At 55.1% G+C, this 21,896-nt stretch carries 21 protein-coding genes and 1 pseudogene; 17 read left to right on the top strand and 5 right to left on the bottom strand.

The window, feature by feature from the left end; genetic code table 11:
- Window positions 1-89: 89 nt before the first annotated feature.
- From phoB to proY, 6 genes are all read left to right on the top strand, one after another.
- Entirely contained in the window at window positions 90-779 is a 690-nt protein-coding gene (gene phoB / locus IBT46_RS08615) for a phosphate response regulator transcription factor PhoB (protein WP_105590763.1), read from the top strand.
- Between the two features lie 23 nt (window positions 780-802).
- Window positions 803-2,116, top strand: a complete 1,314-nt coding sequence (gene phoR, locus IBT46_RS08620; protein ID WP_200545344.1) for a phosphate regulon sensor histidine kinase PhoR — start codon at window positions 803-805, stop codon at window positions 2,114-2,116.
- Between the two features lie 18 nt (window positions 2,117-2,134).
- Window positions 2,135-3,058 (top strand): PstS family phosphate ABC transporter substrate-binding protein, encoded by a 924-nt coding sequence (locus IBT46_RS08625; protein WP_200545345.1) that lies wholly within the window; start codon window positions 2,135-2,137, stop codon window positions 3,056-3,058.
- 209 nt (window positions 3,059-3,267) lie between these two features.
- Window positions 3,268-4,368 carry a cobalamin-independent methionine synthase II family protein gene (locus IBT46_RS08630; RefSeq protein ID WP_200545346.1) on the top strand — a complete coding sequence of 367 codons (1,101 nt, stop codon included), beginning with the start codon at window positions 3,268-3,270 and terminating at the stop codon, window positions 4,366-4,368.
- A 408-nt stretch (window positions 4,369-4,776) separates the two neighbouring features.
- Window positions 4,777-6,099, top strand: a complete 1,323-nt coding sequence (gene brnQ, locus IBT46_RS08635) for a branched-chain amino acid transport system II carrier protein (RefSeq protein ID WP_200545347.1) — start codon at window positions 4,777-4,779, stop codon at window positions 6,097-6,099.
- 53 nt (window positions 6,100-6,152) lie between these two features.
- Entirely contained in the window at window positions 6,153-7,502 is a 1,350-nt protein-coding gene (gene proY / locus IBT46_RS08640) for a proline-specific permease ProY (protein ID WP_200545348.1), read from the top strand.
- Window positions 7,503-7,586: 84 nt separating this feature from the next.
- On the opposite strand, the gene IBT46_RS08645 is transcribed toward proY, so the two are convergent.
- The 3 genes from IBT46_RS08645 to IBT46_RS08655 form a co-directional block, all read right to left on the bottom strand.
- Window positions 7,587-8,576 (bottom strand): LacI family DNA-binding transcriptional regulator, encoded by a 990-nt coding sequence (locus IBT46_RS08645; protein WP_200545349.1) that lies wholly within the window; start codon window positions 8,574-8,576, stop codon window positions 7,587-7,589.
- A 226-nt stretch (window positions 8,577-8,802) separates the two neighbouring features.
- Window positions 8,803-9,405 (bottom strand): peroxiredoxin C, encoded by a 603-nt coding sequence (locus IBT46_RS08650; protein WP_056233921.1) that lies wholly within the window; start codon window positions 9,403-9,405, stop codon window positions 8,803-8,805.
- Between the two features lie 198 nt (window positions 9,406-9,603).
- Window positions 9,604-10,185 carry an ACP phosphodiesterase gene (locus tag IBT46_RS08655; protein ID WP_200545518.1) on the bottom strand — a complete coding sequence of 194 codons (582 nt, stop codon included), beginning with the start codon at window positions 10,183-10,185 and terminating at the stop codon, window positions 9,604-9,606.
- Between the two features lie 125 nt (window positions 10,186-10,310).
- Between IBT46_RS08655 and queA the strand changes: the two genes are divergently transcribed.
- The 5 genes from queA to secF all read left to right on the top strand — a co-directional run bounded on the left by queA (window position 10,311) and on the right by secF (window position 15,788).
- Window positions 10,311-11,384, top strand: a complete 1,074-nt coding sequence (gene queA / locus IBT46_RS08660; RefSeq protein ID WP_105591154.1) for a tRNA preQ1(34) S-adenosylmethionine ribosyltransferase-isomerase QueA — start codon at window positions 10,311-10,313, stop codon at window positions 11,382-11,384.
- 73 nt (window positions 11,385-11,457) lie between these two features.
- Window positions 11,458-12,588 (top strand): tRNA guanosine(34) transglycosylase Tgt, encoded by a 1,131-nt coding sequence (gene tgt / locus IBT46_RS08665; protein ID WP_105590771.1) that lies wholly within the window; start codon window positions 11,458-11,460, stop codon window positions 12,586-12,588.
- A 17-nt stretch (window positions 12,589-12,605) separates the two neighbouring features.
- Window positions 12,606-12,935: a preprotein translocase subunit YajC gene (yajC, locus tag IBT46_RS08670; RefSeq protein ID WP_056233931.1), complete on the top strand. Its 330-nt coding sequence runs from the start codon at window positions 12,606-12,608 to the stop codon at window positions 12,933-12,935.
- A 26-nt stretch (window positions 12,936-12,961) separates the two neighbouring features.
- The gene (gene secD, locus IBT46_RS08675) at window positions 12,962-14,809 is read left to right on the top strand and encodes a protein translocase subunit SecD (RefSeq protein ID WP_200545350.1); all 1,848 of its coding nucleotides are present in this window, start codon (window positions 12,962-12,964) and stop codon (window positions 14,807-14,809) included.
- A 37-nt stretch (window positions 14,810-14,846) separates the two neighbouring features.
- Window positions 14,847-15,788 carry a protein translocase subunit SecF gene (gene secF / locus IBT46_RS08680; RefSeq protein WP_234471790.1) on the top strand — a complete coding sequence of 314 codons (942 nt, stop codon included), beginning with the start codon at window positions 14,847-14,849 and terminating at the stop codon, window positions 15,786-15,788.
- Window positions 15,789-15,835: 47 nt separating this feature from the next.
- Here secF and IBT46_RS08685 read toward each other — a convergent pair whose 3' ends face one another.
- Window positions 15,836-16,405, bottom strand: a complete 570-nt coding sequence (locus IBT46_RS08685) for a DUF3251 domain-containing protein (protein WP_200545352.1) — start codon at window positions 16,403-16,405, stop codon at window positions 15,836-15,838.
- A 188-nt stretch (window positions 16,406-16,593) separates the two neighbouring features.
- Between IBT46_RS08685 and nrdR the strand changes: the two genes are divergently transcribed.
- From nrdR to pgpA, 6 genes are all read left to right on the top strand, one after another.
- Window positions 16,594-17,043 (top strand): transcriptional regulator NrdR, encoded by a 450-nt coding sequence (nrdR, locus tag IBT46_RS08690; RefSeq protein ID WP_105590775.1) that lies wholly within the window; start codon window positions 16,594-16,596, stop codon window positions 17,041-17,043.
- Between the two features lie 4 nt (window positions 17,044-17,047).
- Complete coding sequence (gene ribD, locus IBT46_RS08695) at window positions 17,048-18,157, top strand: bifunctional diaminohydroxyphosphoribosylaminopyrimidine deaminase/5-amino-6-(5-phosphoribosylamino)uracil reductase RibD (RefSeq protein ID WP_200545353.1); 1,110 nt, start codon at window positions 17,048-17,050, stop codon at window positions 18,155-18,157.
- Between the two features lie 126 nt (window positions 18,158-18,283).
- Window positions 18,284-18,754 carry a 6,7-dimethyl-8-ribityllumazine synthase gene (ribE, locus tag IBT46_RS08700; protein WP_105590777.1) on the top strand — a complete coding sequence of 157 codons (471 nt, stop codon included), beginning with the start codon at window positions 18,284-18,286 and terminating at the stop codon, window positions 18,752-18,754.
- A gap of 15 nt (window positions 18,755-18,769) precedes the next feature.
- Window positions 18,770-19,189, top strand: coding sequence for a transcription antitermination factor NusB (gene nusB / locus IBT46_RS08705; protein WP_105590778.1), 420 nt, complete (start codon window positions 18,770-18,772; stop codon window positions 19,187-19,189).
- A 52-nt stretch (window positions 19,190-19,241) separates the two neighbouring features.
- The gene (thiL, locus tag IBT46_RS08710; RefSeq protein ID WP_200545354.1) at window positions 19,242-20,216 is read left to right on the top strand and encodes a thiamine-phosphate kinase; all 975 of its coding nucleotides are present in this window, start codon (window positions 19,242-19,244) and stop codon (window positions 20,214-20,216) included.
- Entirely contained in the window at window positions 20,197-20,703 is a 507-nt protein-coding gene (gene pgpA / locus IBT46_RS08715) for a phosphatidylglycerophosphatase A (protein ID WP_200545355.1), read from the top strand. The genes thiL and pgpA overlap by 20 nt, the downstream gene beginning before the upstream one ends.
- A gap of 174 nt (window positions 20,704-20,877) precedes the next feature.
- On the opposite strand, the pseudogene IBT46_RS08720 reads toward pgpA, so the two are convergent.
- Window positions 20,878-21,852, bottom strand: a pseudogene (locus IBT46_RS08720) (aldo/keto reductase).
- Between the last annotated feature and the right edge of the window lie 44 nt (window positions 21,853-21,896).

Raw genomic sequence — 21,896 nt, forward strand, 5'->3', positions numbered from 1 at the left:
GGTGTTTTTTTCATAAAAGTGTCATAAAACTGACGCATAATGACGCCGCATATCCCCCGTGACAGCCTGTCACATTAGCAGGAGCAATAATGGCTAAGCGTATTTTGGTAGTTGAAGATGAAGCCCCAATCCGCGAGATGTTGTGTTTCGTTCTTGAACAAAACGACTATCAACCCATCGAAGCTGAGGATTACGACAGCGCGGTTAGCCTGCTGATTGAACCCTGGCCGGATTTGATCCTGCTAGACTGGATGCTGCCCGGCGGCTCCGGCATTCAGTTTATTAAGCATCTGAAGCGTGAAGCAATGACTCGTGATATTCCGGTGATGATGCTCACTGCGCGCGGCGAAGAGGAAGACCGCGTGCGTGGCCTGGAAGTGGGGGCCGACGACTATATTACCAAGCCGTTCTCGCCGAAGGAGCTGATGGCGCGAATCAAGGCCGTAATGCGCCGTATTTCGCCGATGGCGGTGGAAGAGGTGATCGAGATGCAGGGGCTGAGCCTTGACCCGTCTTCTCACCGCGTAATGTCAGACACCCAGCCGCTGGAAATGGGGCCGACTGAATATAAGCTGCTGCACTTCTTTATGACTCACCCGGAGCGTGTTTACAGCCGTGAACAGTTGCTAAACCACGTCTGGGGGACTAACGTTTACGTCGAAGACCGTACCGTTGACGTGCATATTCGTCGCCTGCGTAAAGCGCTGGAGCTGACCGGGCATGACCGTATGGTACAAACCGTTCGTGGAACAGGTTACCGTTTCTCTGCACGCTACTGATCGTTCGCACTGGAGTCTGAACCGTGTTGGAACGCCTCTCCTGGAAGAGATTATTTCTGGAGCTGCTGCTCGCCAGCCTGCCCGCGCTTCTGCTCGGGCTGCTGATCGGGTATCTGCCCTGGCTGCTGTTAGTCTCAGTGTTCTGCGTGCTGGGTTTCCACTTCAATAACTTACTTCGCCTTTCTCACTGGCTGTGGGTTGACCGCAGTATGACCCCGCCAAGCGGACGGGGTAGCTGGGAGCCGCTTTTCTACGGGCTTTATCAGATGCAGGCGCGTAACCGCCGTCGCCGCCGCGAGCTGGGGCATTTGATTAAACGCTTTCGCAGCGGTGCGGAATCGCTGCCTGATGCGGTGATTCTTACCACCGAAGAAGGGACGATTTTCTGGTGTAACGGCCTGGCCCAGCAGATGCTGGCGCTGCGCTGGCCTGAGGATAACGGCCAGAATATTCTTAACCTGCTGCGCTATCCTGAATTTACCCGCTATCTACGCCAGCGCGATTTCAGCCGCCCGCTGACGCTGGTGCTGAATAACCACCGCCATATTGAGTTCCGCGTGATGCCCTACAGTGAAGGTCAGTGGCTGATGGTAGCCAGGGACGTCACGCAGATGCATCAGCTGGAAGGGGCGCGTCGTAACTTCTTTGCCAACGTCAGCCATGAACTGCGCACGCCGCTGACCGTTTTGCAGGGATATCTGGAAATGATGAATGATTCAGTGCTGGAGGGTGGGGTGCGTGACAAGGCGCTGCATACCATGCAGGAGCAGACCCGGCGGATGGACAGTCTGGTGAAGCAGTTGCTGACACTGTCGCGCATTGAGGCCGCACCGGCGCTGGATATGCAGGAAAAAGTGGATGTGCCCAGAATGCTGCGCATTTTGCAGCGTGAGGCAGAAACTCTCAGTAATGGCCGCCATGAGATCCACTTCCACACCGACCCGCATCTGCGCGTATACGGCAACGATGAGCAGCTGCACAGCGCTATCTCTAATCTGGTGTATAACGCGGTAAACCACACCCCGGAAGGAACGCGTATCGATATCAGCTGGCTGCGCAATAGCCACGGCGCGCAGTTTAAGGTGCGGGATAACGGCCCTGGCATTGCCGCCGAGCATATTCCGCGCCTGACGGAGCGATTCTATCGGGTGGACAAAGCACGTTCCCGCCAGACCGGCGGCAGCGGGCTGGGGCTGGCGATTGTGAAGCACGCGCTGAGCCACCATAATGCCCGGCTGGATATCACCAGCGAGCCGAATAAAGAAACCTGTTTCAGCTTCCAGCTGCCGCCAAGGTTGATTGTCAGCGCCGAACTGGTTGAGAATGCGGTTCGTTAATCTGACGGGTTTCTTGCTATGAAAAAGCTGATGGCGCTGGCGCTGCTGCTGTTTACTTCCCTTGCTCCGGCCCGCGAAGGCATGCTGGCGGGGAATTTGTCCAGCGTGGGTTCGGATACGTTGGGCAATTTGATGGCGCTGTGGGGCGAGAGCTTTAACCGTCAGTATCCGGGGATCAATGTGCAGATCCAGGCGGCGGGATCGTCTACCGCCCCTACCGCGCTGGCGGCCGGTGCCGCGCAGCTCGGGGCAATGAGCCGCCCGATGCAGGCCCCGGAACGCCAGCTGTTTGAGGATAGCTATGGCTATCCGCCGCTGGCAGTACCGGTGGCGATGGATGCGCTGGTGGTGGTGATTAATCAGGACAACCCGCTGCCCGGGCTGAACGTGCAGCAGCTGGACGCTATCTTTTCGATTACCCGCCGCTGCGGGGCGCGCAAAGTGCCGGTGACCTGGGGCGATCTACAGCTGACGCAGCCGGGCTGGTCCGATCGTGGTCTTCAACGCTTTGGCCGCAACTCTGCCTCCGGCACCTGGGGGTTCTTCAAGCAGCAGGCGTTGTGTAACGGCGATTTCCGCAAAGATGTCGGCGAGTATCCCGGTTCGGCGGCGGTGGTGCAGGCAGTGGCCGGCACCTTGAACAGTATTGGCTATGCCAGCGCGGGCTTTCATATCAGCGGGGTGAAAACCGTGCCGGTGGCCCGCAGCGGTAGCGACTGGATCGCGCCAACCCCGGAAAATATCCGCAGCGGGCTCTATCCTTATGCCCGCCCGCTCTATATTTACGTCAATAAAGCCCCCGGAAAGCCGCTGGAGCCGCTGACGGCCGCGTTCCTGCGTCTGGCATTGTCGCCGGATGGTCAGAAGCTGGTCAGCCAGGCCGGTTATCTGCCGCTCTCACAGCAGCAGCGCGAGCGCGCGCTGAGCCTGCTGGCACCGTAATCCTCTTTTTATCTGTCTTAATCGCGGTTGCTGCTCATTGGTAAGATGAATTTTTTTCAACTGCGATGAATTTTCCTCGTTTGCCGCTGCCTGTTTCTCATGACACTCTTAATACCAGACATATAGACATCCAGATGTCCAAAAATAACCAGTAGTAATTATTACTACCCTAAATTATGTGCCGGATGGCAGGCCAGGAGTGACCGACTATGACAACATCTACCCATTATCGCGCCGAAGTGGTTGGCAGCTTTCTGCGTCCTGCCGCGATCAAGCAGGCACGTAAACAGTTTGAAGCCGGTGAAATTGACGCCGCCGCGCTGCGCCGCATTGAAGATGCTGAAATTCGTAAGGTTGTCGATCTGCAGCGTGAAGCGGGCCTGCAGGTCGTGACCGACGGCGAATTCCGCCGAGCCTGGTGGCACTTTGATTTCTTTGACGGCCTGGACGGCGTGGAGCGCTATGAAGCCGAGCAGGGCATTCAGTTTAACGGCGTACAGACCAAAGCGCGCGGCGTGAAAGTGACCGGCAAGCTGGGCTTCAGCAACCATCCGATGCTGGAAGATTTTCGTTTCCTGCAAAGCATCAGCGGTGATGCCGTGGCGAAGATGACTATCCCCAGCCCGAGCGTGCTGCACTTCCGCGGCGGCCGTAAGGTGATTGATGCCACCGTCTATCCCGATCTGAAAGACTACTTCGACGATCTGGCCCAGACCTATAAAGATGCGATCAAAGCGTTCTACGATGCCGGATGCCGCTATCTGCAGCTGGATGATACCGTCTGGGCCTACCTGTGCTCCGACGACCAGAAGCGTGAAATTCGCGAGCGCGGCGACAACCCTGAAGAGCTGGCGCAGACCTATGCCCGCGTGCTGAACAAGGCGCTGGAAGGGAAGCCGGATGACCTGATTGTCGGGCTGCATGTGTGCCGTGGAAACTTCCGTTCAACCTGGATCTCGGAAGGTGGCTATGAGCCAGTGGCGGAGATCCTGTTCGGCGGCGTGAATATTGATAATTTCTTCCTGGAATACGATAACGAGCGCTCGGGCGGCTTTGAGCCGCTGCGCTTTATCAAGCCGGGCAAACAGCAGGTGGTACTGGGCCTGATCACCACCAAAACCGGCGAGCTGGAAGAGGCGGCCACGGTGGAGCAGCGGATCAAAGAGGCGACGCAGTACGTCAGCCTCGACCAGATCTGTCTCAGCCCGCAGTGCGGCTTTGCCTCGACCGAAGAGGGCAACAGCCTGACGGAAGCGCAGCAGTGGGCCAAACTGCGTCTGGTTGTGGATATCGCCAACCGCGTCTGGTAAGGGGTTACCCCCTGTTATTTTGTGTATAAGGCGCGTTTTTACGCGCCTTTTGTGCATCAATTGCAGGTAAAATGCAGAAATTAACGCCGGGTCGGATAAAAAAGATACAAATCATGTAACGCGATATTCATGTTAACTAATTATATACGCTGCCTGTTGTTATTTTTACGCTATATACTACTGCTTTTTAGATCCCGTATTGCCTTTCTCCGCTATAAACGTTTTACTTACCTCCGTTTTTTCATCATCCCCCTGCATATAGAAAATAAACAGCTCTGATTCGCTGCCCGTTTGGCTCATACACGGTGGTTTCCACTGCATTAGCTTGATTTTGCAACGTTTACCGGGCGACACAGGGGATAAACCTGACATCACGATTCAATACCAGTACAGGCAGCACCGTTCCTTATGACGCATCGTTTAACTCCAAAAGATATTCTGGCGCTGGGCTTTATGACTTTTGCCCTGTTCGTAGGTGCCGGAAACATTATTTTCCCGCCGATGGTGGGTATCCAGTCCGGCGAATTTGTCTGGACCGCCGCAATCGGCTTCCTGATTACCGCCGTGGGCCTACCGGTGATCACCGTGATCGCACTGGCGCGCGTCGGTGGCGGCATTGATGCCCTCAGCTCGCCAATCGGTAAAGCGGCCGGCGTGGTGCTGGCAACGGTCTGCTACCTGGCCGTGGGCCCGCTGTTCGCCACCCCGCGTACCGCTACCGTGTCCTTCGAAGTGGGTATTGCCCCGCTGACCGGCGATGGCGCTCTGCCGCTGCTGGTGTACAGCCTGATCTACTTTGCGCTGGTGATTGGCATTTCTCTTTATCCCGGCAAGCTGCTGGATACCGTCGGCCACGTGCTGGCACCGCTGAAAATTGTTGCGCTGACCATCCTGGGTGTCGCGGCGCTGCTGTGGCCCGCCGGTGGCCTTGCTCCGGCAACCCACGACTATCAGCGTGCGGCATTCTCCAGCGGCTTTGTTAACGGCTATCTGACCATGGATACGCTGGGTGCGCTGGTGTTCGGTATTGTTATCGTCAACGCCGCGCGCTCACGCGGTATCGACAATGCGAAGCTGCTGACCCGCTATACGGTGATTGCCGGTTTGATCGCTGGTGTTGGCCTGACGCTGGTTTACCTCAGCCTGTTCAAACTGGGTTCAGACAGTGCATCGATTGTCGATCAGCAGGCTAACGGTGCCGCTATTCTGCATGCCTATGTGCAGCACACCTTTGGTGGTATGGGCAGTTTCTTCCTGGCCGCGCTGATTTTTGTGGCCTGTATGGTCACCGCGGTTGGCCTGACCTGTGCCTGCGCGGAGTTCTTTGAAGGCCTGCTGCCTTTAACTTACCGCCAGCTGGTGTTTATCCTCGGCCTGTTCTCCATGGTGGTGTCTAACCTGGGTCTGAGCCACCTGATCCAGTTCTCTATTCCGGTGCTGACGGCGATTTATCCGCCGTGTATTGTGCTGGTTCTGTTGAGTTTCACCCTGAAGTGGTGGCACAAAAGTAGCCGAATCATCGCTTTACCGATGTTAGTGAGCCTGATTTTCGGTATTATTGACGCCATCAAAACCACGGAATTTAAGGCCTTGCTGCCTGGGTTTGCCCAAAATCTGCCGCTGGCGGATCAGGGACTGGCATGGTTGCCACCTTCACTGGTGATGCTGGTATTGGTAGCCGTATACGATCGCGTGTCAGGCCACCAGTCGGTTACTGCGCATCAGCAATAAGCGTTGTAAAACTTCCCCTTACCTCATCAGGTAAGGGGTCGACAGGTGTATAGATGACAAGTTCGACACTTAAAAAGGGACTGAGCACCCGCCATATTCGTTTTATGGCCCTGGGTTCGGCAATCGGAACCGGGCTGTTCTACGGTTCGGCAGATGCTATCAAGATGGCCGGTCCCAGCGTTATTCTGGCTTATCTGATCGGCGGTGCGGTGGCGTATATCATTATGCGTGCACTGGGCGAAATGTCGGTCAACAATCCTCAGGCCAGCTCCTTCTCGCGCTATGCGCAGGACTACCTCGGCCCGCTGGCAGGTTATATCACCGGCTGGACCTACTGCTTTGAAATCCTCATCGTAGCGATAGCCGACGTTACCGCGTTCGGTATCTATATGGGCTTCTGGTTCCCGGATGTGCCGCACTGGATCTGGGTGCTGAGCGTGGTGATGATTATCGGGGCTATTAACCTCGCCACGGTGAAAGTGTTTGGTGAGGTAGAGTTCTGGCTGTCGCTGTTCAAAGTGGCTACCATCATCATCATGATTGTCGCCGGTATTGGTATTATTGTCTGGGGCCTCGGCAACGGCGGCCAGCCAACCGGCATCAGTAATCTGTGGACCAATGGCGGATTCTTCCCCAACGGCTGGATCGGCATGATGCTGTCGCTCCAGGTGGTGATGTTTGCCTACGGTGGTATTGAGATTATTGGTATTACCGCCGGTGAGGCGAAAGATCCACAGACCTCAATTCCACGGGCAATTAATGCGGTACCGCTACGTATTCTGGTGTTCTACGTTGGTACGCTATTCGTCATTATGTCCATCTACCCGTGGAACCAGGTGGGAACCAACGGCAGTCCGTTCGTGCTGACTTTCCAGCATATGGGCATTGCGGCAGCGGCAGCCATCCTCAACTTTGTGGTGGTCACTGCGTCACTGTCGGCGATTAACAGCGACGTCTTCGGCGTCGGGCGTATGCTGCACGGTATGGCTGAGCAGGGACATGCACCTAAGGTCTTTGCAAATGTTTCCCGCCGGGGCGTGCCGTGGGTCACTGTGATGGCCATGATGGCCGCCATGCTGGTGGCGGTGTATCTGAACTATCTGATGCCGGAGAAAGTATTCCTGGTGATTGCTTCGCTGGCGACGTTCGCGACCGTTTGGGTGTGGATTATGATCCTGTTCTCCCAGATTGGCTTCCGCCGCACGCTGAGCGCCGAGCAGAAGAAGGAACTGGCATTTGCCTTGCCGGGCGGGCCATTTACCGCAACGGTGGGTATTCTCTTCCTGGTCTTTATTATTGGCCTGATAGGTTACTTCCCGGATACCCGCGTATCGCTGTACGTCGGTATTGCGTGGATTCTGCTGCTGTTGGTGAGCTGGCAGTGGGTGAAGCGACGCAAATAACCGTTAATGGGTTACATAGAGTCGTGTAGCTGTAAGTTAAGTTTAAAAAAAACCGCGATCCGTGAGGATGGCGGTTTTTTTATATCAGGCAGAACAGCGGCGAACCAGATCAACCGGTACGGACTGCTCGAGTGAAGGGCGGGAAAAGTTCTCAATGCGCTTGAGCAGGGAGTCAACGGAAAACAGCGCTAACCGATCGGTATCCTGGCGTACGGTCGTCAAGCTGTAGGCGGCATAACTCGCCTGCGGGATATCATCAAACCCGACCACTTTGACATCGGTGTTTTGTGCTGACTGGCGAAGGTAGTCCATCGCTCCCATCGCCAGCATATCGCTGGCACAGAAAATTCCCTCGAGATCGGGCTGTGCTCTTAAGACAGTTTCCGCTGCATCCCAACCGCACTGATAGCTGTCCCGATCGCAGAAATGGGCCACGGGCGGTGTTGCTGGTAGAGCGGCACGAAAGGCTCGCCAGCGCTCAGCGGTATTAAAGCTGTGCCGGTTCTCTCCAATAAAAGCCAGCTGTCGCAGATTTTGTTCAACAAACAGCTCTGCAACCTGGGTTGCGCCCTGAGTATTATCACTGCAAATGCGATCGATGCCAGGCAGACAGGCATAGCGGTTAACCAGCACGACCGGGATTTTCTTTGCCAGATACTCGCGGGCCAGAGCAAAGGGGGGCGCACCCGAGGTCATGATCACTCCGGTGATATGGTAGCTAAGTAGCTTGTACAGTGCGGGGTCGAGCTGATGCGGCCCGTTTATATTCAACAGCAGTGGCATAAAACCGTGTAGCGTCAGATGATGAATCAACGAGACCAGCAGCCTGCTGTTAAAGGGATTGTCGAAACTGGTGGAAATCAGGCCAACGAAGTTGCTGCTGCCGGTTATCATCGTTCTGGCAATAATGTTGACCTGATAACCCAGTTCATTTGCCGAGGCCAGAACGCGCTGGCGGGTTTGCTCCGAGACGGAGGCCCCGGGTGTAAACGTACGTGATACCGCTGAACGTGAAACCCCTGCATGACGTGCAACATCGGCTGCCGTAATCCAGTTTTTATTATCTGACGCCATTGCAACTCCCTGTCTATTGTCGCAAGCATGAAATCTTAGCCCTGCCGCCGTAATCCGGTTACTGGCGGTTGGTGGTTGCGGGGCGGGTCCAGATATAATGGATAAAAACCGTATTCTTCAGCCTGGCAAAAGGTGCCTTCAACAAGTTAGTAACAATAATTGCAGGGGCGGGAGGAAATTCAGGCAAAAAAAAACTCGCCGAAGCGAGTTTTTTGCAGAGCTGAAATTACAGCTTAGCGGCGTTTTCAGACAGGTATTTCGCCACGCCTTCTGGCGAAGCGCCCATACCTTCTTTGCCTTTTTCCCACTGAGCCGGGCACACTTCACCGTGCTCTTCGTGGAACTGCAGCGCGTCAACCATACGCAGCATTTCATCAACGTTACGACCCAGTGGCAGATCGTTAACAACCTGGTGGCGAACCACACCGGCTTTGTCGATCAGGAAAGAGCCGCGCAGGGCAACGCCCGCGTCCGGATGCTCGATACCGTAGGCTTTCTGGATTTCACGTTTGATGTCGGCAACCATTGCGTACTGCACTTCGCCGATGCCGCCTTTATCAACCGGAGTTTTACGCCACGCGTTGTGGACGAACTCTGAGTCGAAGGAAACACCCACAACTTCAACGCCGCGCTTCTGGAATTCAGCATAACGCTTGTCGAAAGCGATCAGCTCAGAAGGGCAGACGAAGGTGAAGTCCATTGGCCAAAAGAACACAACGGTGGCTTTACCAGCGGTGTGTTTTTTAAAGTTGAAGTTCTCTACGATCTCACCGTTGCCCAGTACGGCTGCGGCGGTAAAATCTGGGGCTGGACGAGTTACCAGGACCATGTTCACTCCTGTAAAAGTAAGTTGGATGAAGGTGACAAGATGCGGGAAGTATAAGGTGTGCATCCTGCCGCGAGCCAGCGTAATACGCCGATTATTCAGATAGGTTACGCCTATCAAAAGAAAGGTTAATACTAAAACAGTATCATACAATAACCTTTTTATTGAAAAGGGCAACCGCTAAGTCAGTCTGGGGCTACTTCACAGAATTTGCCGGGCCGCCCGATCCATCATCTGCGGATACAACTGCCAAAAAAAGTCTTCAAGTTGTTGATAATTTTCTTCAAAATCGTAATAACTCTCGCTCAGTGCCGCCAGGCGTGGGCGGCGGCTGGCCATACCTCGTAGCACATTTTGTAAATACGGCGCGGCGGCATAACGCTCCATCCAGCGGTCTCGCCATAAGTAATGATTAAGAGTCTGAAAACCTTCCGGCGTACCCGGCAATTGTGGCTCGATCACACTTTTAACATGAGACAAAAAAGCTGGCAGGGAAATTTCCGGCACCAGTTTAGCCCAGTGATGTGACAGGAAATGATCCCAGATAACGTCCAGCGTAATGGGTGCAACGCGCTTCGTTTCCGGACGAAACAACTGCCGCGCAGCACGGACTTCCGGCAGCGAATCGGTCAGTGCATCGATACGTCGGTGCAGGGCAATTCCTTCGGCAATATCGGCAGAAAACTGCTGCTGCGGATTGCCGCGAATGTAGTCGGCCATCAAATTGCCCAGCAGCGAACTGTTGGCAAGCGTGGCAAGATGGAGGTGAGCGAGATAGTTCATGCGCCTACTATATCTTATTTTTATCCACGGCTTTGCAACGACGGCATGAAAGATCAAGGGCAGGTTTAGAAGTTGCCGTTTTTCAGCTAGAATATGCGCCCTGATTTCCCTGAATGTGAATGACCATGCGCGTTGCCGATTTTTCTTTTGAGTTACCAGAATCTTTGATTGCCCACTATCCGCAGGCCCAGCGCAGCGGGTGCCGCCTGCTGTCGTTAAACGGTGAGGATGGCGCGCTGACGCACGGGGTGTTCACCGACTTACTGGACAAACTTAATCCCGGTGACCTGCTGGTGTTTAACAATACGCGGGTCATCCCGGCACGTATTTTTGGCCGCAAGGCCAGCGGCGGGAAAATCGAAGTGCTGATTGAGCGTATGCTGGATGATAAGCGCGTGCTGGCCCATGTGCGCTCGTCCAAATCTCCGAAACCGGGCAGCGCACTGCTGCTGGGCGAAGATGAAAGCGTGCAGGCAACGATGACCGCACGCCATGACACGCTGTTTGAAATTGAATTTAACGACCCGCGTGCGGTGCTGGATATTCTGAATGATATTGGCCATATGCCGCTGCCGCCATATATCGATCGTCCGGATGAAGAAGTAGACCGCGAGCTTTATCAGACGGTGTACAGCCAGAAACCTGGCGCCGTTGCGGCTCCTACCGCCGGTCTGCATTTCGACGAGCCTCTTCTGGCCGCGCTGCGTGAAAAGGGCATTGAAACCGCATTTGTTACCCTGCACGTTGGTGCGGGGACATTCCAGCCGGTGCGGGTGGACAGTATTGAAGACCACATTATGCACGCCGAATATGCGGAAGTGCCGCAGGATGTAGTGGATGCGGTGCTGGCCTGTAAGGCGCGCGGCAATCGGGTGATCGCCGTGGGCACCACTTCGGTTCGTTCGCTGGAGAGCGCGGCGCAGGCCGCTGGCGATGCGCTGATTGCGCCGTTCTTTGGCGATACCAAAATCTTTATCTATCCGGGTTATCACTATCAGGTCATTGACGCGCTGGTGACTAACTTCCACCTGCCGGAGTCTACGCTGATTATGCTGGTGTCTGCCTTTGCTGGTTATAAAAATACCATGCATGCCTATCAGCAGGCGGTAGCACAGGAATATCGCTTCTTCAGCTATGGTGACGCGATGTTCATTACCCGTAATTCGCAGGCCTGCCACGAGATCCCGGGGCAGGGCTGATTTTTCCAAAGGACGGCATCGGCTGTCCCTTTGATCACCATTAACATCGAACTGTTTCTTCGGTGGAGGCAATGTGAAGTTTGAATTAGATACTACCGACGGCCGCGCCCGTCGTGGTCGCCTGGTTTTTGATCGTGGCGTGGTAGAAACCCCGGCCTTTATGCCCGTGGGCACGTACGGCACGGTGAAAGGCATGACCCCGGAAGAAGTCGAAGCGACGGGTGCGCAGATTATTCTGGGCAACACCTTCCATTTATGGCTGCGTCCTGGCCAGGAAATCATGAAGCTGCACGGCGATCTGCATGATTTTATGCAGTGGAAAGGGCCGATCCTGACAGACTCCGGCGGTTTCCAGGTCTTCAGCCTGGGAGATATTCGTAAGATCACCGAGAAGGGCGTACATTTCCGAAACCCCATCAACGGTGATGCGATCTTCCTCGATCCTGAAAAATCGATGGAAATTCAGTACGATCTCGGTTCTGATATCGTGATGATTTTCGATGAATGTACGCCATACCCGGCCGACTGGGATTATGCCAAGCGTTCTATGGAAATGTCCCTGCGCTGGGCGCAGCGTAGCCGCGATCGCTTTGATTCGCTTGGGAATAAAAACGCGCTGTTCGGCATCATTCAGGGTAGTGTTTACGAAGATTTACGCGATGTCTCGGTTAAAGGACTGGTGGAGATTGGCTTTGATGGGTACGCTGTGGGCGGCCTGGCGGTCGGCGAGCCAAAAGAGGACATGCACCGTATTCTGGAGCACGTTTGTCCGCAGCTTCCTGAAGATAAACCGCGCTACTTAATGGGCGTGGGTAAGCCACAGGATCTGGTTGAAGGCGTCCGTCGTGGTATTGATATGTTCGACTGCGTGATGCCAACCCGTAATGCGCGTAACGGACATCTGTTCGTCACCGATGGTGTGGTGAAAATCCGTAACGCGAAGTATAAAGATGACACGTCTCCGCTGGATGCCGAGTGTGATTGCTACACCTGTCGCAATTACAGCCGTGCCTATTTGTACCATCTCGATCGCTGTAATGAGATTTTAGGAGCGCGACTGAATACCATTCATAATCTGCGTTATTACCAGCGCCTGATGGCGGGTTTACGCAAGGCTATTGAAGAAGGTAAATTAGAGCACTTCGTGACTGAATTTTACCAACGGACGGGGACGGCGGTTCCGCCATTAACGTCTGATAATTAAACAATGAGGGAATTTTAATGAGCTTGTTCATTTCTGATGCCGTGGCAGCTGCAGCACCATCACAGGGAAGTCCTTACTCTCTGGTGATTATGCTGGTTGTATTTGGTCTGATTTTCTACTTCATGATCCTGCGCCCTCAGCAGAAACGTGCGAAAGAGCACAAAAAACTGATGGACTCAATCTCTAAGGGTGATGAAGTGCTGACCACCGGTGGCCTGGTAGGCCGCGTTACGAAAGTAGCGGAAACTGGTTATGTCGCTATCGCGCTGAACGAAACCACTGAAGTTGTGGTCAAACGTGACTTCGTAGCTGCCGTTCTGCCGAAAGGTTCGATGAAGGCGCTGTAATTTTTGATGTCCCTAAGGGAACTGCCGTGTTAAACCGTTATCCTTTATGGAAGTACATCATGCTGATCGTCGTATTACTCGTCGGTCTGCTGTATGCACTGCCTAACCTTTATGGTGAGGATCCGGCTGTTCAGATCACTGGTGCGCGCGGAAGCGCCGCCAGTGAGCAAACGCTGGTTCAGATCCAAAACGCATTAAAAGAAGATAATATCCAGAGCAAATCTATTGCCCTGGAAAACGGCGCTATTATGGCGCGTTTCGCCAATACCGACGTGCAGCTGCGCGCTCGTGAAGCGATTATGAAGGTTCTTGGCGAGAATTTCGTTGTGGCGCTTAACCTTGCGCCGGCTACACCCACCTGGCTGTCAATGCTGAACGCAGAGCCGATGAAACTCGGTCTTGACCTGCGCGGCGGCGTGCATTTCCTGATGGAAGTCGATATGGATACTGCTCTGGGTAAACTCCAGGAGCAAAATATCGATAGCCTGCGTAGCGATCTGCGTGAAAAAAATATTCCTTACGTTAACGTTCGTAAAACTGACAACTACGGCATGGAGATTCGTTTCCGCGATGCGGATGCGCGTAATCAGGCCGTTAGCTATCTGACGAGCCGTCACCGCGATATGGTCATCAGTAGCAGCGGCAGCAATGCGCTGACTGCGGTAATGAGCGACGAACGTCTGCGTGAAGCGCGTGAATATGCGGTACAGCAGAACATCAACATTCTGCGAAATCGTGTTAACCAGCTGGGCGTAGCCGAGCCGCTGGTGCAGCGTCAGGGTGCGGACCGCATCGTGGTTGAGCTGCCGGGTATTCAGGACACCGCGCGTGCGAAAGAGATCCTCGGTGCAACGGCAACGCTGGAATTCCGCCTGGTTAACACCAGCGTGGATGCAACAGCGGCAGCAAACGGCCGCGTCCCGGGTGACTCTGAAGTGAAAGATACGCGTGATGGGCAGCCGGTTGTGCTGTACAAACGCGTGATCCTCACCGGTGACCATATTACCGACTCTACCTCAAGCATGGATGAGTACAACCAGCCACAGGTTAATATTTCCCTGGACAGCGCTGGCGGTAACATCATGTCCAACTTCACCAAAGACAGCGTCGGTAAGGCGATGGCTACCCTGTTTGTTGAATATAAAGACAGCGGGAAGAAAGATGCCAACGGCCGTTCGATTCTGGTGAAGCAGGAAGAGGTGATCAACGTTGCGAACATCCAGTCTCGTCTGGGTAACAGCTTCCGTATTACCGGCATTAACAACCCGAACGAAGCACGTCAGCTGTCGCTGCTGCTGCGTGCCGGTGCGTTGATTGCGCCAATCCAGATTGTTGAAGAGCGTACGATTGGCCCGACTATGGGTCAGCAGAACATCACTCAGGGTCTGGAAGCCTGCCTGTGGGGCCTGATCGCTTCGATCATCTTTATGGTGCTGTGGTACAAGAAATTCGGTCTGGTGGCGACCAGTGCGCTGTTAGCTAACCTGGTGCTGATTGTCGGCATTATGTCGCTGCTGCCGGGTGCGACGCTGACGATGCCGGGTATTGCCGGTATCGTTCTGACGCTGGCGGTTGCGGTCGATGCTAACGTACTGATCAACGAGCGTATCAAAGAAGAGTTGCGTAACGGGCGTTCCGTCCAGCAGGCGATTCATGAAGGCTATAAAGGTGCGTTCTCCAGTATCGTTGATGCCAACGTGACTACGCTGATTAAAGTTATCATTCTGTACGCAGTGGGTACCGGCTCGATTAAAGGGTTTGCTATCACCACGGCGATTGGTGTGGCAACGTCCATGTTTACCGCGATTATCGGCACCCGTGCCATCGTTAATCTGATGTACGGCGGCAAACGCATCAACAAGTTGTCTATCTGAGGAGTGCGTTGTGTCACAGGAACATAGTGTTGAACAAATGAATCACGGGCGTAAAGTCGTCGACTTTATGCGCTGGGATACGCTGGCGTTCATCATCTCTGGTCTGCTGCTGATTATCTCGGTAGCGATTATCGGTGTACGCGGGTTTAACTGGGGGCTTGATTTCACTGGTGGTACGGTGATTGAGATCAACCTAGAAAATCCGACCGATCTGGACGTGATGCGCGAAAGCCTGGTGAAGGCCGGGTTCGCAGAACCGCAGGTGCAGAACTTTGGCAGCAGCCGTGATGTGATGGTGCGTATGTCACCGAACGAAGGCAATGCGGGCCAGGAGCTGGGCAGCAAGGTGCTGGCGGTGATTAATGACACCACTAAGCAGCATGCTACCGTTAAGCGTATTGAGTTCGTTGGGCCGACGGTGGGTAGCGATCTGGCGACGGCAGGCGGCATGGCGCTGCTCTCCGCGCTGATTGCCATTCTGATCTATATCGGTTTCCGCTTCGAGTGGCGACTGGCGCTGGGTACTGTGTTGGCGCTGGCGCACGACGTGGTGATCACCATGGGGCTGCTCTCTCTGTTCCATGTTGAGATCGATCTGACTATCGTTGCCTCGCTAATGTCGGTTATCGGCTACTCGCTGAACGATAAGATCGTGGTCTCGGATCGTATTCGTGAGAACTTCCGCAAAATCCGTCGCGGATCGTCTTACGATATCACCAACGTCTCTCTGACGCAGACGCTGAGCCGTACCATTATCACCTCGGCAACGACGCTGGCGATGGTTCTGATCCTGTTCATTTTTGGTGGCGAGCTGCTGAAAGGCTTCTCTCTGACCATGCTGATCGGTATCACCATCGGTACTATCTCATCGATTTATGTCTCTTCAGCGCTGGCGCTGAAACTGGGCATGAAGCGTGAACATATGATCCAGCAGAAAGTGGAAAAAGAGGGCGCAGACCAGCCTTCGATTCTGCCTTAATGGTTGAACAGCCATAAAGCTAAGGGCCACATTATGTGGCCCTTTTTTTATGGTGCGCTGACCGCCGCAGCTGGCGACGCCACCACCACATCATGCACGCGCACGTAACCCAATTGCTCCGGTGACAGATTGCTCAACCGCAGCGGCACGCTGACCTGGCTGCGTGGTAATAGCGTGCTGGCGACCTCAATTTTTTGCGACATACTGCTGATACTCAACGGCTGACCGGTGGCGCTATCCAGCTCGCCCCATTCCACTTCAGCACTGAACGACGGCAGCACAGCGTCGCCGGTTGCACGAATATCCAGGGTGGCACGCGTGCCGTTAGCTTCGCTCTGAACGTGGCTTAACGAAAGTTTCAGATCGCCCGCTTGGCTTTTCAGGATCACCCCGGTATTTGCCTGCGGCAGCAGCCAGGCCCCCTGAGCAGCACCGCTATTAAGATGCCCCTGCTGTTCCAGCGCGCTCGCCTGGCGGGTGAGCTGACGCATTTCCTTACTCAGCTTGCCGACTTCATTATGCAGCTGGTTGATTTTCGGCTGCGACGGTGCGCTGGAACAGCCGGCCAGCGCCAGCAGCGACGCAATTAATGACAGTTTCAGATAAGCCGTTGTCATTATTCATTTCCTTCTGATGAACATTTGCTTTTATCTTAGAGCAAAGCGGTCTGAATAGCCTGCCCCGAAAAGCTGTCTTTTGCGGCCCACGCCGCATAAAGTCATGCAGTTTTGCGCCGCGTGGCTTTGGCAGGCGGCTTCGTTCGCGTTACACTAACCGTCAATTTCAAGGAATATCAGGACGCATCATGCATTGCCCATTCTGTTCCGCCGTGGATACCAAAGTGATCGACTCCCGCCTGGTGGGGGAGGGAACTTCGGTGCGTCGTCGTCGCCAGTGCCTGGTGTGTCATGAGCGCTTTACCACCTTCGAAGTCGCCGAACTGGTGATGCCGCGCGTGGTGAAAAGCAATGATGTGCGCGAACCGTTTAATGAAGACAAGCTGCGTAGCGGCCTGATGAAAGCGCTGGAGAAACGCCCGGTTAACTCCGATGCGGTTGAGACCGCGCTCAGCCATATCAAAAGCCAGCTGCGTGCGACCGGTGAGCGTGAAGTGGCCAGTAAGATGATTGGTAATCTGGTGATGGACGAGCTGAAAAAGCTGGATAAAGTGGCTTATATCCGTTTCGCCTCGGTCTATCGCAGCTTTGAAGATATTCGGGAATTTGGCGAAGAGATCGCCCGCTTACAGGATTGATGCGATGCGTGATGAATTCTATATGGCGCGTGCGCTTGAGCTGGCGCGCCTCGGTTGCTTTACCACTACGCCTAATCCAAACGTTGGCTGCGTTATTGTTCGCGACGGTGAAATTGTGGGTGAGGGCTATCACCGTCGAGCAGGTGAGCCGCACGCCGAAGTGCATGCGCTGCGAATGGCGGGCGATAAAGCCCGCGGTGCCACCGCCTATGTCACCCTTGAACCCTGTAGCCACCATGGACGCACGCCCCCCTGCTGTGACGCGCTGACGGCGGCAGGAGTGAGCCGGGTGGTTGCGGCGATGCAAGATCCCAATCCGCAAGTGGCCGGGCGCGGGCTGTATCGTCTGCAGCAGGCTGGCATTGACGTCAGCCACGGCATGATGATGCAGGAAGCAGAAGCGCTGAACCGGGGATTCCTCAAGCGGATGCGCACCGGATTCCCGTGGGTGCAGCTAAAGCTGGGTGCCTCGCTGGATGGCCGCACGGCAATGGCCAGCGGTGAAAGTCAGTGGATTACCTCGCCTGAAGCAAGGCGTGACGTGCAGAGGCTGCGGGCGCAAAGCTCTGCCATTCTCAGCACCAGCGCAACCGTACTGGCCGATAATCCGTCGCTGACGGTGCGCTATGATGAGCTGGATGCCAGCACCCGTTCACGCTATGCCGCAGAAGATTTGCGCCAGCCGGTGAGAATTATCGTAGACAGCCAGAATCGCGTCACGCCACAGCATCGACTTATTGCACAATCCGGGGAAACCTGGCTGGCGCGTAACGAAATCGATGCGCTATCGTGGCCGGAAAATGTGACCCAGTTTAGCGTGCCGCGCCACCATAACCGGATCGATCTGGTTTCGATGTTTATGCTGCTGGGTAAAAAACAAATCAACAGCGTGTGGGTGGAAGCCGGGGCACAGTTTGCCGGTGCGCTATTACAGGCTGGCGTGGTGGATGAGCTGATCGTCTATCTGGCACCGAAACTGCTGGGCGATGCGGGGCGTGGTCTGTGTCTTCTGCCTGGGCTGGAGCGTCTGGCCGATGCGCCGGAATTTGTCTTCAGCGACGTTCGCCAGGTGGGCCCGGATGTGCGCCTGACGCTGACGCCGCGATACCGTTGAGCTGACGGTCATCCTCCGCTGATGATTTTGCCTGCGCTTCCGTTTGCGCAAAAGCAAGCAGACGGATAAAGAGTGTGATAGAATCCGCCCCCCTGCGGGGCCAAACAGAACCCTGAAAGGAAGATTATGAACGTTATTGAAGCTGCTGTTGCTACCCCTGATGCGCGCGTTGCCCTTGTTATTGCGCGTTTCAACAACTTTATCAACGACAGCCTGCTGAGCGGCGCGATTGATGCCCTGAAACGTATTGGCCAGGTGAAAGATGAAAATATCACCGTGGTCTGGGTTCCGGGTGCCTATGAGCTGCCAATGACCGCTCGCGCGCTGGCAAAAGCCGGCAAGCACGATGCCGTTGTGGCGCTGGGTACCGTTATCCGTGGCGGCACCGCTCACTTCGAATATGTGGCAGGCGAGGCCAGCTCCGGTCTGGCCAGCGTTGCCATGAACAGCGATATCCCGGTTGCCTTTGGCGTGCTGACGACTGAAAACATCGAGCAGGCCATCGAACGCGCCGGAACCAAGGCGGGTAATAAAGGTGCTGAAGCAGCCCTGACCGCACTGGAAATGATTAACGTATTAAAAGCCATCAAAGCCTGATTTAAGGGGAATTTCGTGAAACCTGCTGCTCGTCGCCGCGCCCGTGAATGTGCTGTTCAGGCACTTTACTCGTGGCAGATCTCCAAAAACGACATCGCTGATGTCGAATACCAGTTTCTGGCGGAACAGGACGTTAAAGACGTCGATATCAATTATTTCCGTGAGCTGGTCGGCGGCGTTGCAACTAACAGTGCATACCTCGACGGCCTGATGAAACCCTATCTGTCACGTCAGCTGGAAGAGCTGGGACAGGTAGAAAAGGCGATCCTGCGTATTTCTCTGTTTGAACTGAGCAAGCGTTCAGATGTTCCCTACAAAGTGGCCATCAATGAAGGGATCGAGCTGGCGAAAGTGTTCGGTGCTGAAGACAGCCATAAGTTTGTCAACGGCGTGCTGGATAAAGCCGCTCCGCAGATCCGTCCAAACCGCAAATAATCTCTCAAGAGGCCGCTAACCCGGCCTCTTCTTTTTACTCCCGGAATGCACTATGGATTGTGGCGAATTTGAACTGATAGCACGCTACTTTGATCGTGTAACAAGCTCCCGTCGCGATGTCGAAAAAGGTATTGGCGACGACTGCGCCCTGCTGAGCGTGCCTGAAAAACAGTCTCTGGCGATCAGTACCGATACACTGGTGGCGGGCATCCATTTCCTTGCCGATATTCATCCAGCCGACCTCGGCTACAAAGCGCTGGCGGTTAACCTGAGCGACCTCGCTGCAATGGGGGCCGATCCCGCGTGGCTGACCCTTGCGCTGACGCTGCCAAAAGTGGATGAGAGCTGGCTGGAAAGCTTTAGCGACAGCCTGTTTGAACTGCTCGACTATTACGACATGCAGCTGATCGGCGGTGATACCACGCGTGGCCCGCTCAGCATGACGCTGGGTATCCATGGGCTGGTGCCGCAGGGCAGGGCGCTGCGTCGATCCGGTGCATGCATTGGTGACTGGATTTACGTGACCGGCACGCTCGGTGACAGCGCCGCCGGTCTGGCTCTGCTGCTGGGTCAGGCTGAGTTGAGCGATCCTGCGGCACATGAAGCCTTACTCAAGCGCCATCTGCGACCTATCCCGAGAATCCTGCAGGGCCAGGCATTGCGCGATCTGGCGACGTCGGCGATCGATATCTCCGACGGGCTTATCTCCGATCTCGGCCACGTGCTGAAAGCCAGCGACTGCGGCGCGCGGATCAATCTGGATGCCTTGCCGCTGTCAGCATCGCTGAAACAGAACTTCAGCCCCGAGCAGTGTCTGCACTGGGCGCTGAGCGGTGGCGAAGATTACGAACTGTGTTTCACGGTGCCGGAAATCAATCGCGGTGCGCTGGATGTGGCGCTCGGCTATCTTGGCGTACCGTTTACCTGTATTGGCCAGATGGGCCCGCAGTCAGAGGGGCTGGTTCTGTTGCAGGATGACAGAGTCGTGGAGTTTAACCATAAAGGATTTGACCATTTTGGCTCGTGAAAAAGATGTGGCGAAAAGCCGCCTGAAGATGAGTAACCCGTGGCACCTGCTGGCCACCGGTTTCGGCAGCGGGCTCAGCCCGTGGATGCCCGGCACCATGGGGTCGATTGCAGCGATCCCCTTCTGGTATCTGCTGAATCTGCTGCCGCAGGATCTCTACGTGCTGGTACTGCTGTTAGGGATCAGTATCGGCGTCTATCTCTGTCATCGCACCGCGAAGGATATGGGCATTCACGACCACGGCAGCATCGTCTGGGATGAGTTTATCGGGATGTGGATTACCCTGATGGCGATTCCGGTCAACAGCTGGCAGTGGGTGCTGGCGGGATTCCTGGTGTTCCGTCTGTTTGATATCTGGAAGCCGTGGCCGATCCGCTGGTTTGACCGCAACGTTCACGGCGGAATGGGCATTATGGTGGACGATATCGTAGCCGGGATTGTTTCTGCCGCTATTCTCTACCTTGCCGGTCACTACTGGCTGATGTAACTCCCAATCAGGATCAACGTGATTCCGATTAGCTAGTCTGCCTTGATACAGGACGAAAAAATTATCGTCCTGTATCAACATTCAGAGACTCGTTAGAGCATCATTGCTCAACACGCCAACACGCCAACACGCCAACACGCCAACACGCCAACACGTATAGCTGGCTTTACTCGCTTACTCGAACCCAACAACCGGATGCGGCTGATAAACGCTTTCCAACTCGATAATCTCTTCCTGAGTCAGTTCGACCTCCGTTGCCTTGACCAGGTCGGCCAGCTGTTCGCTGCGTGATGCACCAATAATCGGTGCGGTCACCGCCGGTTTACTGAGCAGCCAGGCCAGCGCTATCTGCGCCCGGCTGACCCCTTTGTCCCTGGCAATCGCCTCAACGCGGGCGGCAATCGCGGCGTCGTTATCCTCATTGGCCGTATACAGCGTCTGGCCGTATTGATCGGATACCGTCCGCGCGGTGGCTTCCCCCCACGGCCGGGTCAGGCGACCTCGCGCCAGCGGGCTCCAAGGCAGTACGGCGATGTTCTCCGCCAGGCACAGCGGATGCATTTCCCGCTCCTCTTCACGCTGGATCAGATTGTACTGGTCCTGCATGCTGACAAAACGCGTCCAGCCGTAGCGATCGGCGGTGTACAGCGCTTTGGCAAACTGCCAGCCGTACATGGAAGAGGCACCGATATAGCGGGCTTTACCGGCTTTCACCACGTCGTGCAGCGCCTCCAGCGTCTCTTCCAGCGGCGTGTTGTAGTCCCAGCGATGGATTTGCAGCAGATCGACGTATTCCATACCCAGCCGGTTCAGGCTGTCATCAATTGACTGCAAAATATTCTTCCGCGACAGGCCGCCGGAAAGGTTGCTCATCGGGAAGAACACTTTGGTCGCAACCACGACCTCATCGCGGCGGGCATAGTCGCGCAGGGCCCGGCCGACGATCTATTCGCTGCTGCCGTCGGAGTAACTGTTGGCGGTATCAAAGAAGTTAATGCCGGCTTCCAGCGCCTGTTTGATTAGCGGGCGGCTGCTCTCTTCGGGTAGCGTCCAGGCGTGCTTGCCACGATCGGGTTCACCATAGGTCATGCAGCCCAAGCTCAGGCGTGATACGGTCAGGTCGGTATTCGCTAACTGAATGGTTTTCATGAAGACTCCTGCTATTTATCGTTGCGTAAGCATAGCAGGTGTGA

This window comes from Erwinia sp. S38 (assembly GCF_016624545.1).
Classification (GTDB): Bacteria; Pseudomonadota; Gammaproteobacteria; order Enterobacterales; family Enterobacteriaceae; genus Erwinia; species Erwinia coffeiphila.

Coding starts and splice junctions, on each gene's coding strand:
- phoB (WP_105590763.1), top strand. CDS start 90: ATGGCTAAGCGTATTTTGGTAGTTGAAGATGAAGCCCCAATCCGCGAG.
- IBT46_RS08625 (WP_200545345.1), top strand. CDS start 2,135: ATGAAAAAGCTGATGGCGCTGGCGCTGCTGCTGTTTACTTCCCTTGCT.
- IBT46_RS08630 (WP_200545346.1), top strand. CDS start 3,268: ATGACAACATCTACCCATTATCGCGCCGAAGTGGTTGGCAGCTTTCTG.
- brnQ (WP_200545347.1), top strand. CDS start 4,777: ATGACGCATCGTTTAACTCCAAAAGATATTCTGGCGCTGGGCTTTATG.
- proY (WP_200545348.1), top strand. CDS start 6,153: ATGACAAGTTCGACACTTAAAAAGGGACTGAGCACCCGCCATATTCGT.
- IBT46_RS08645 (WP_200545349.1), bottom strand. CDS start 8,576: ATGGCGTCAGATAATAAAAACTGGATTACGGCAGCCGATGTTGCACGT.
- IBT46_RS08650 (WP_056233921.1), bottom strand. CDS start 9,405: ATGGTCCTGGTAACTCGTCCAGCCCCAGATTTTACCGCCGCAGCCGTA.
- IBT46_RS08655 (WP_200545518.1), bottom strand. CDS start 10,185: ATGAACTATCTCGCTCACCTCCATCTTGCCACGCTTGCCAACAGTTCG.
- queA (WP_105591154.1), top strand. CDS start 10,311: ATGCGCGTTGCCGATTTTTCTTTTGAGTTACCAGAATCTTTGATTGCC.
- yajC (WP_056233931.1), top strand. CDS start 12,606: ATGAGCTTGTTCATTTCTGATGCCGTGGCAGCTGCAGCACCATCACAG.
- secF (WP_234471790.1), top strand. CDS start 14,847: ATGAATCACGGGCGTAAAGTCGTCGACTTTATGCGCTGGGATACGCTG.
- IBT46_RS08685 (WP_200545352.1), bottom strand. CDS start 16,405: ATGACAACGGCTTATCTGAAACTGTCATTAATTGCGTCGCTGCTGGCG.
- nrdR (WP_105590775.1), top strand. CDS start 16,594: ATGCATTGCCCATTCTGTTCCGCCGTGGATACCAAAGTGATCGACTCC.
- ribD (WP_200545353.1), top strand. CDS start 17,048: ATGCGTGATGAATTCTATATGGCGCGTGCGCTTGAGCTGGCGCGCCTC.
- ribE (WP_105590777.1), top strand. CDS start 18,284: ATGAACGTTATTGAAGCTGCTGTTGCTACCCCTGATGCGCGCGTTGCC.
- thiL (WP_200545354.1), top strand. CDS start 19,242: ATGGATTGTGGCGAATTTGAACTGATAGCACGCTACTTTGATCGTGTA.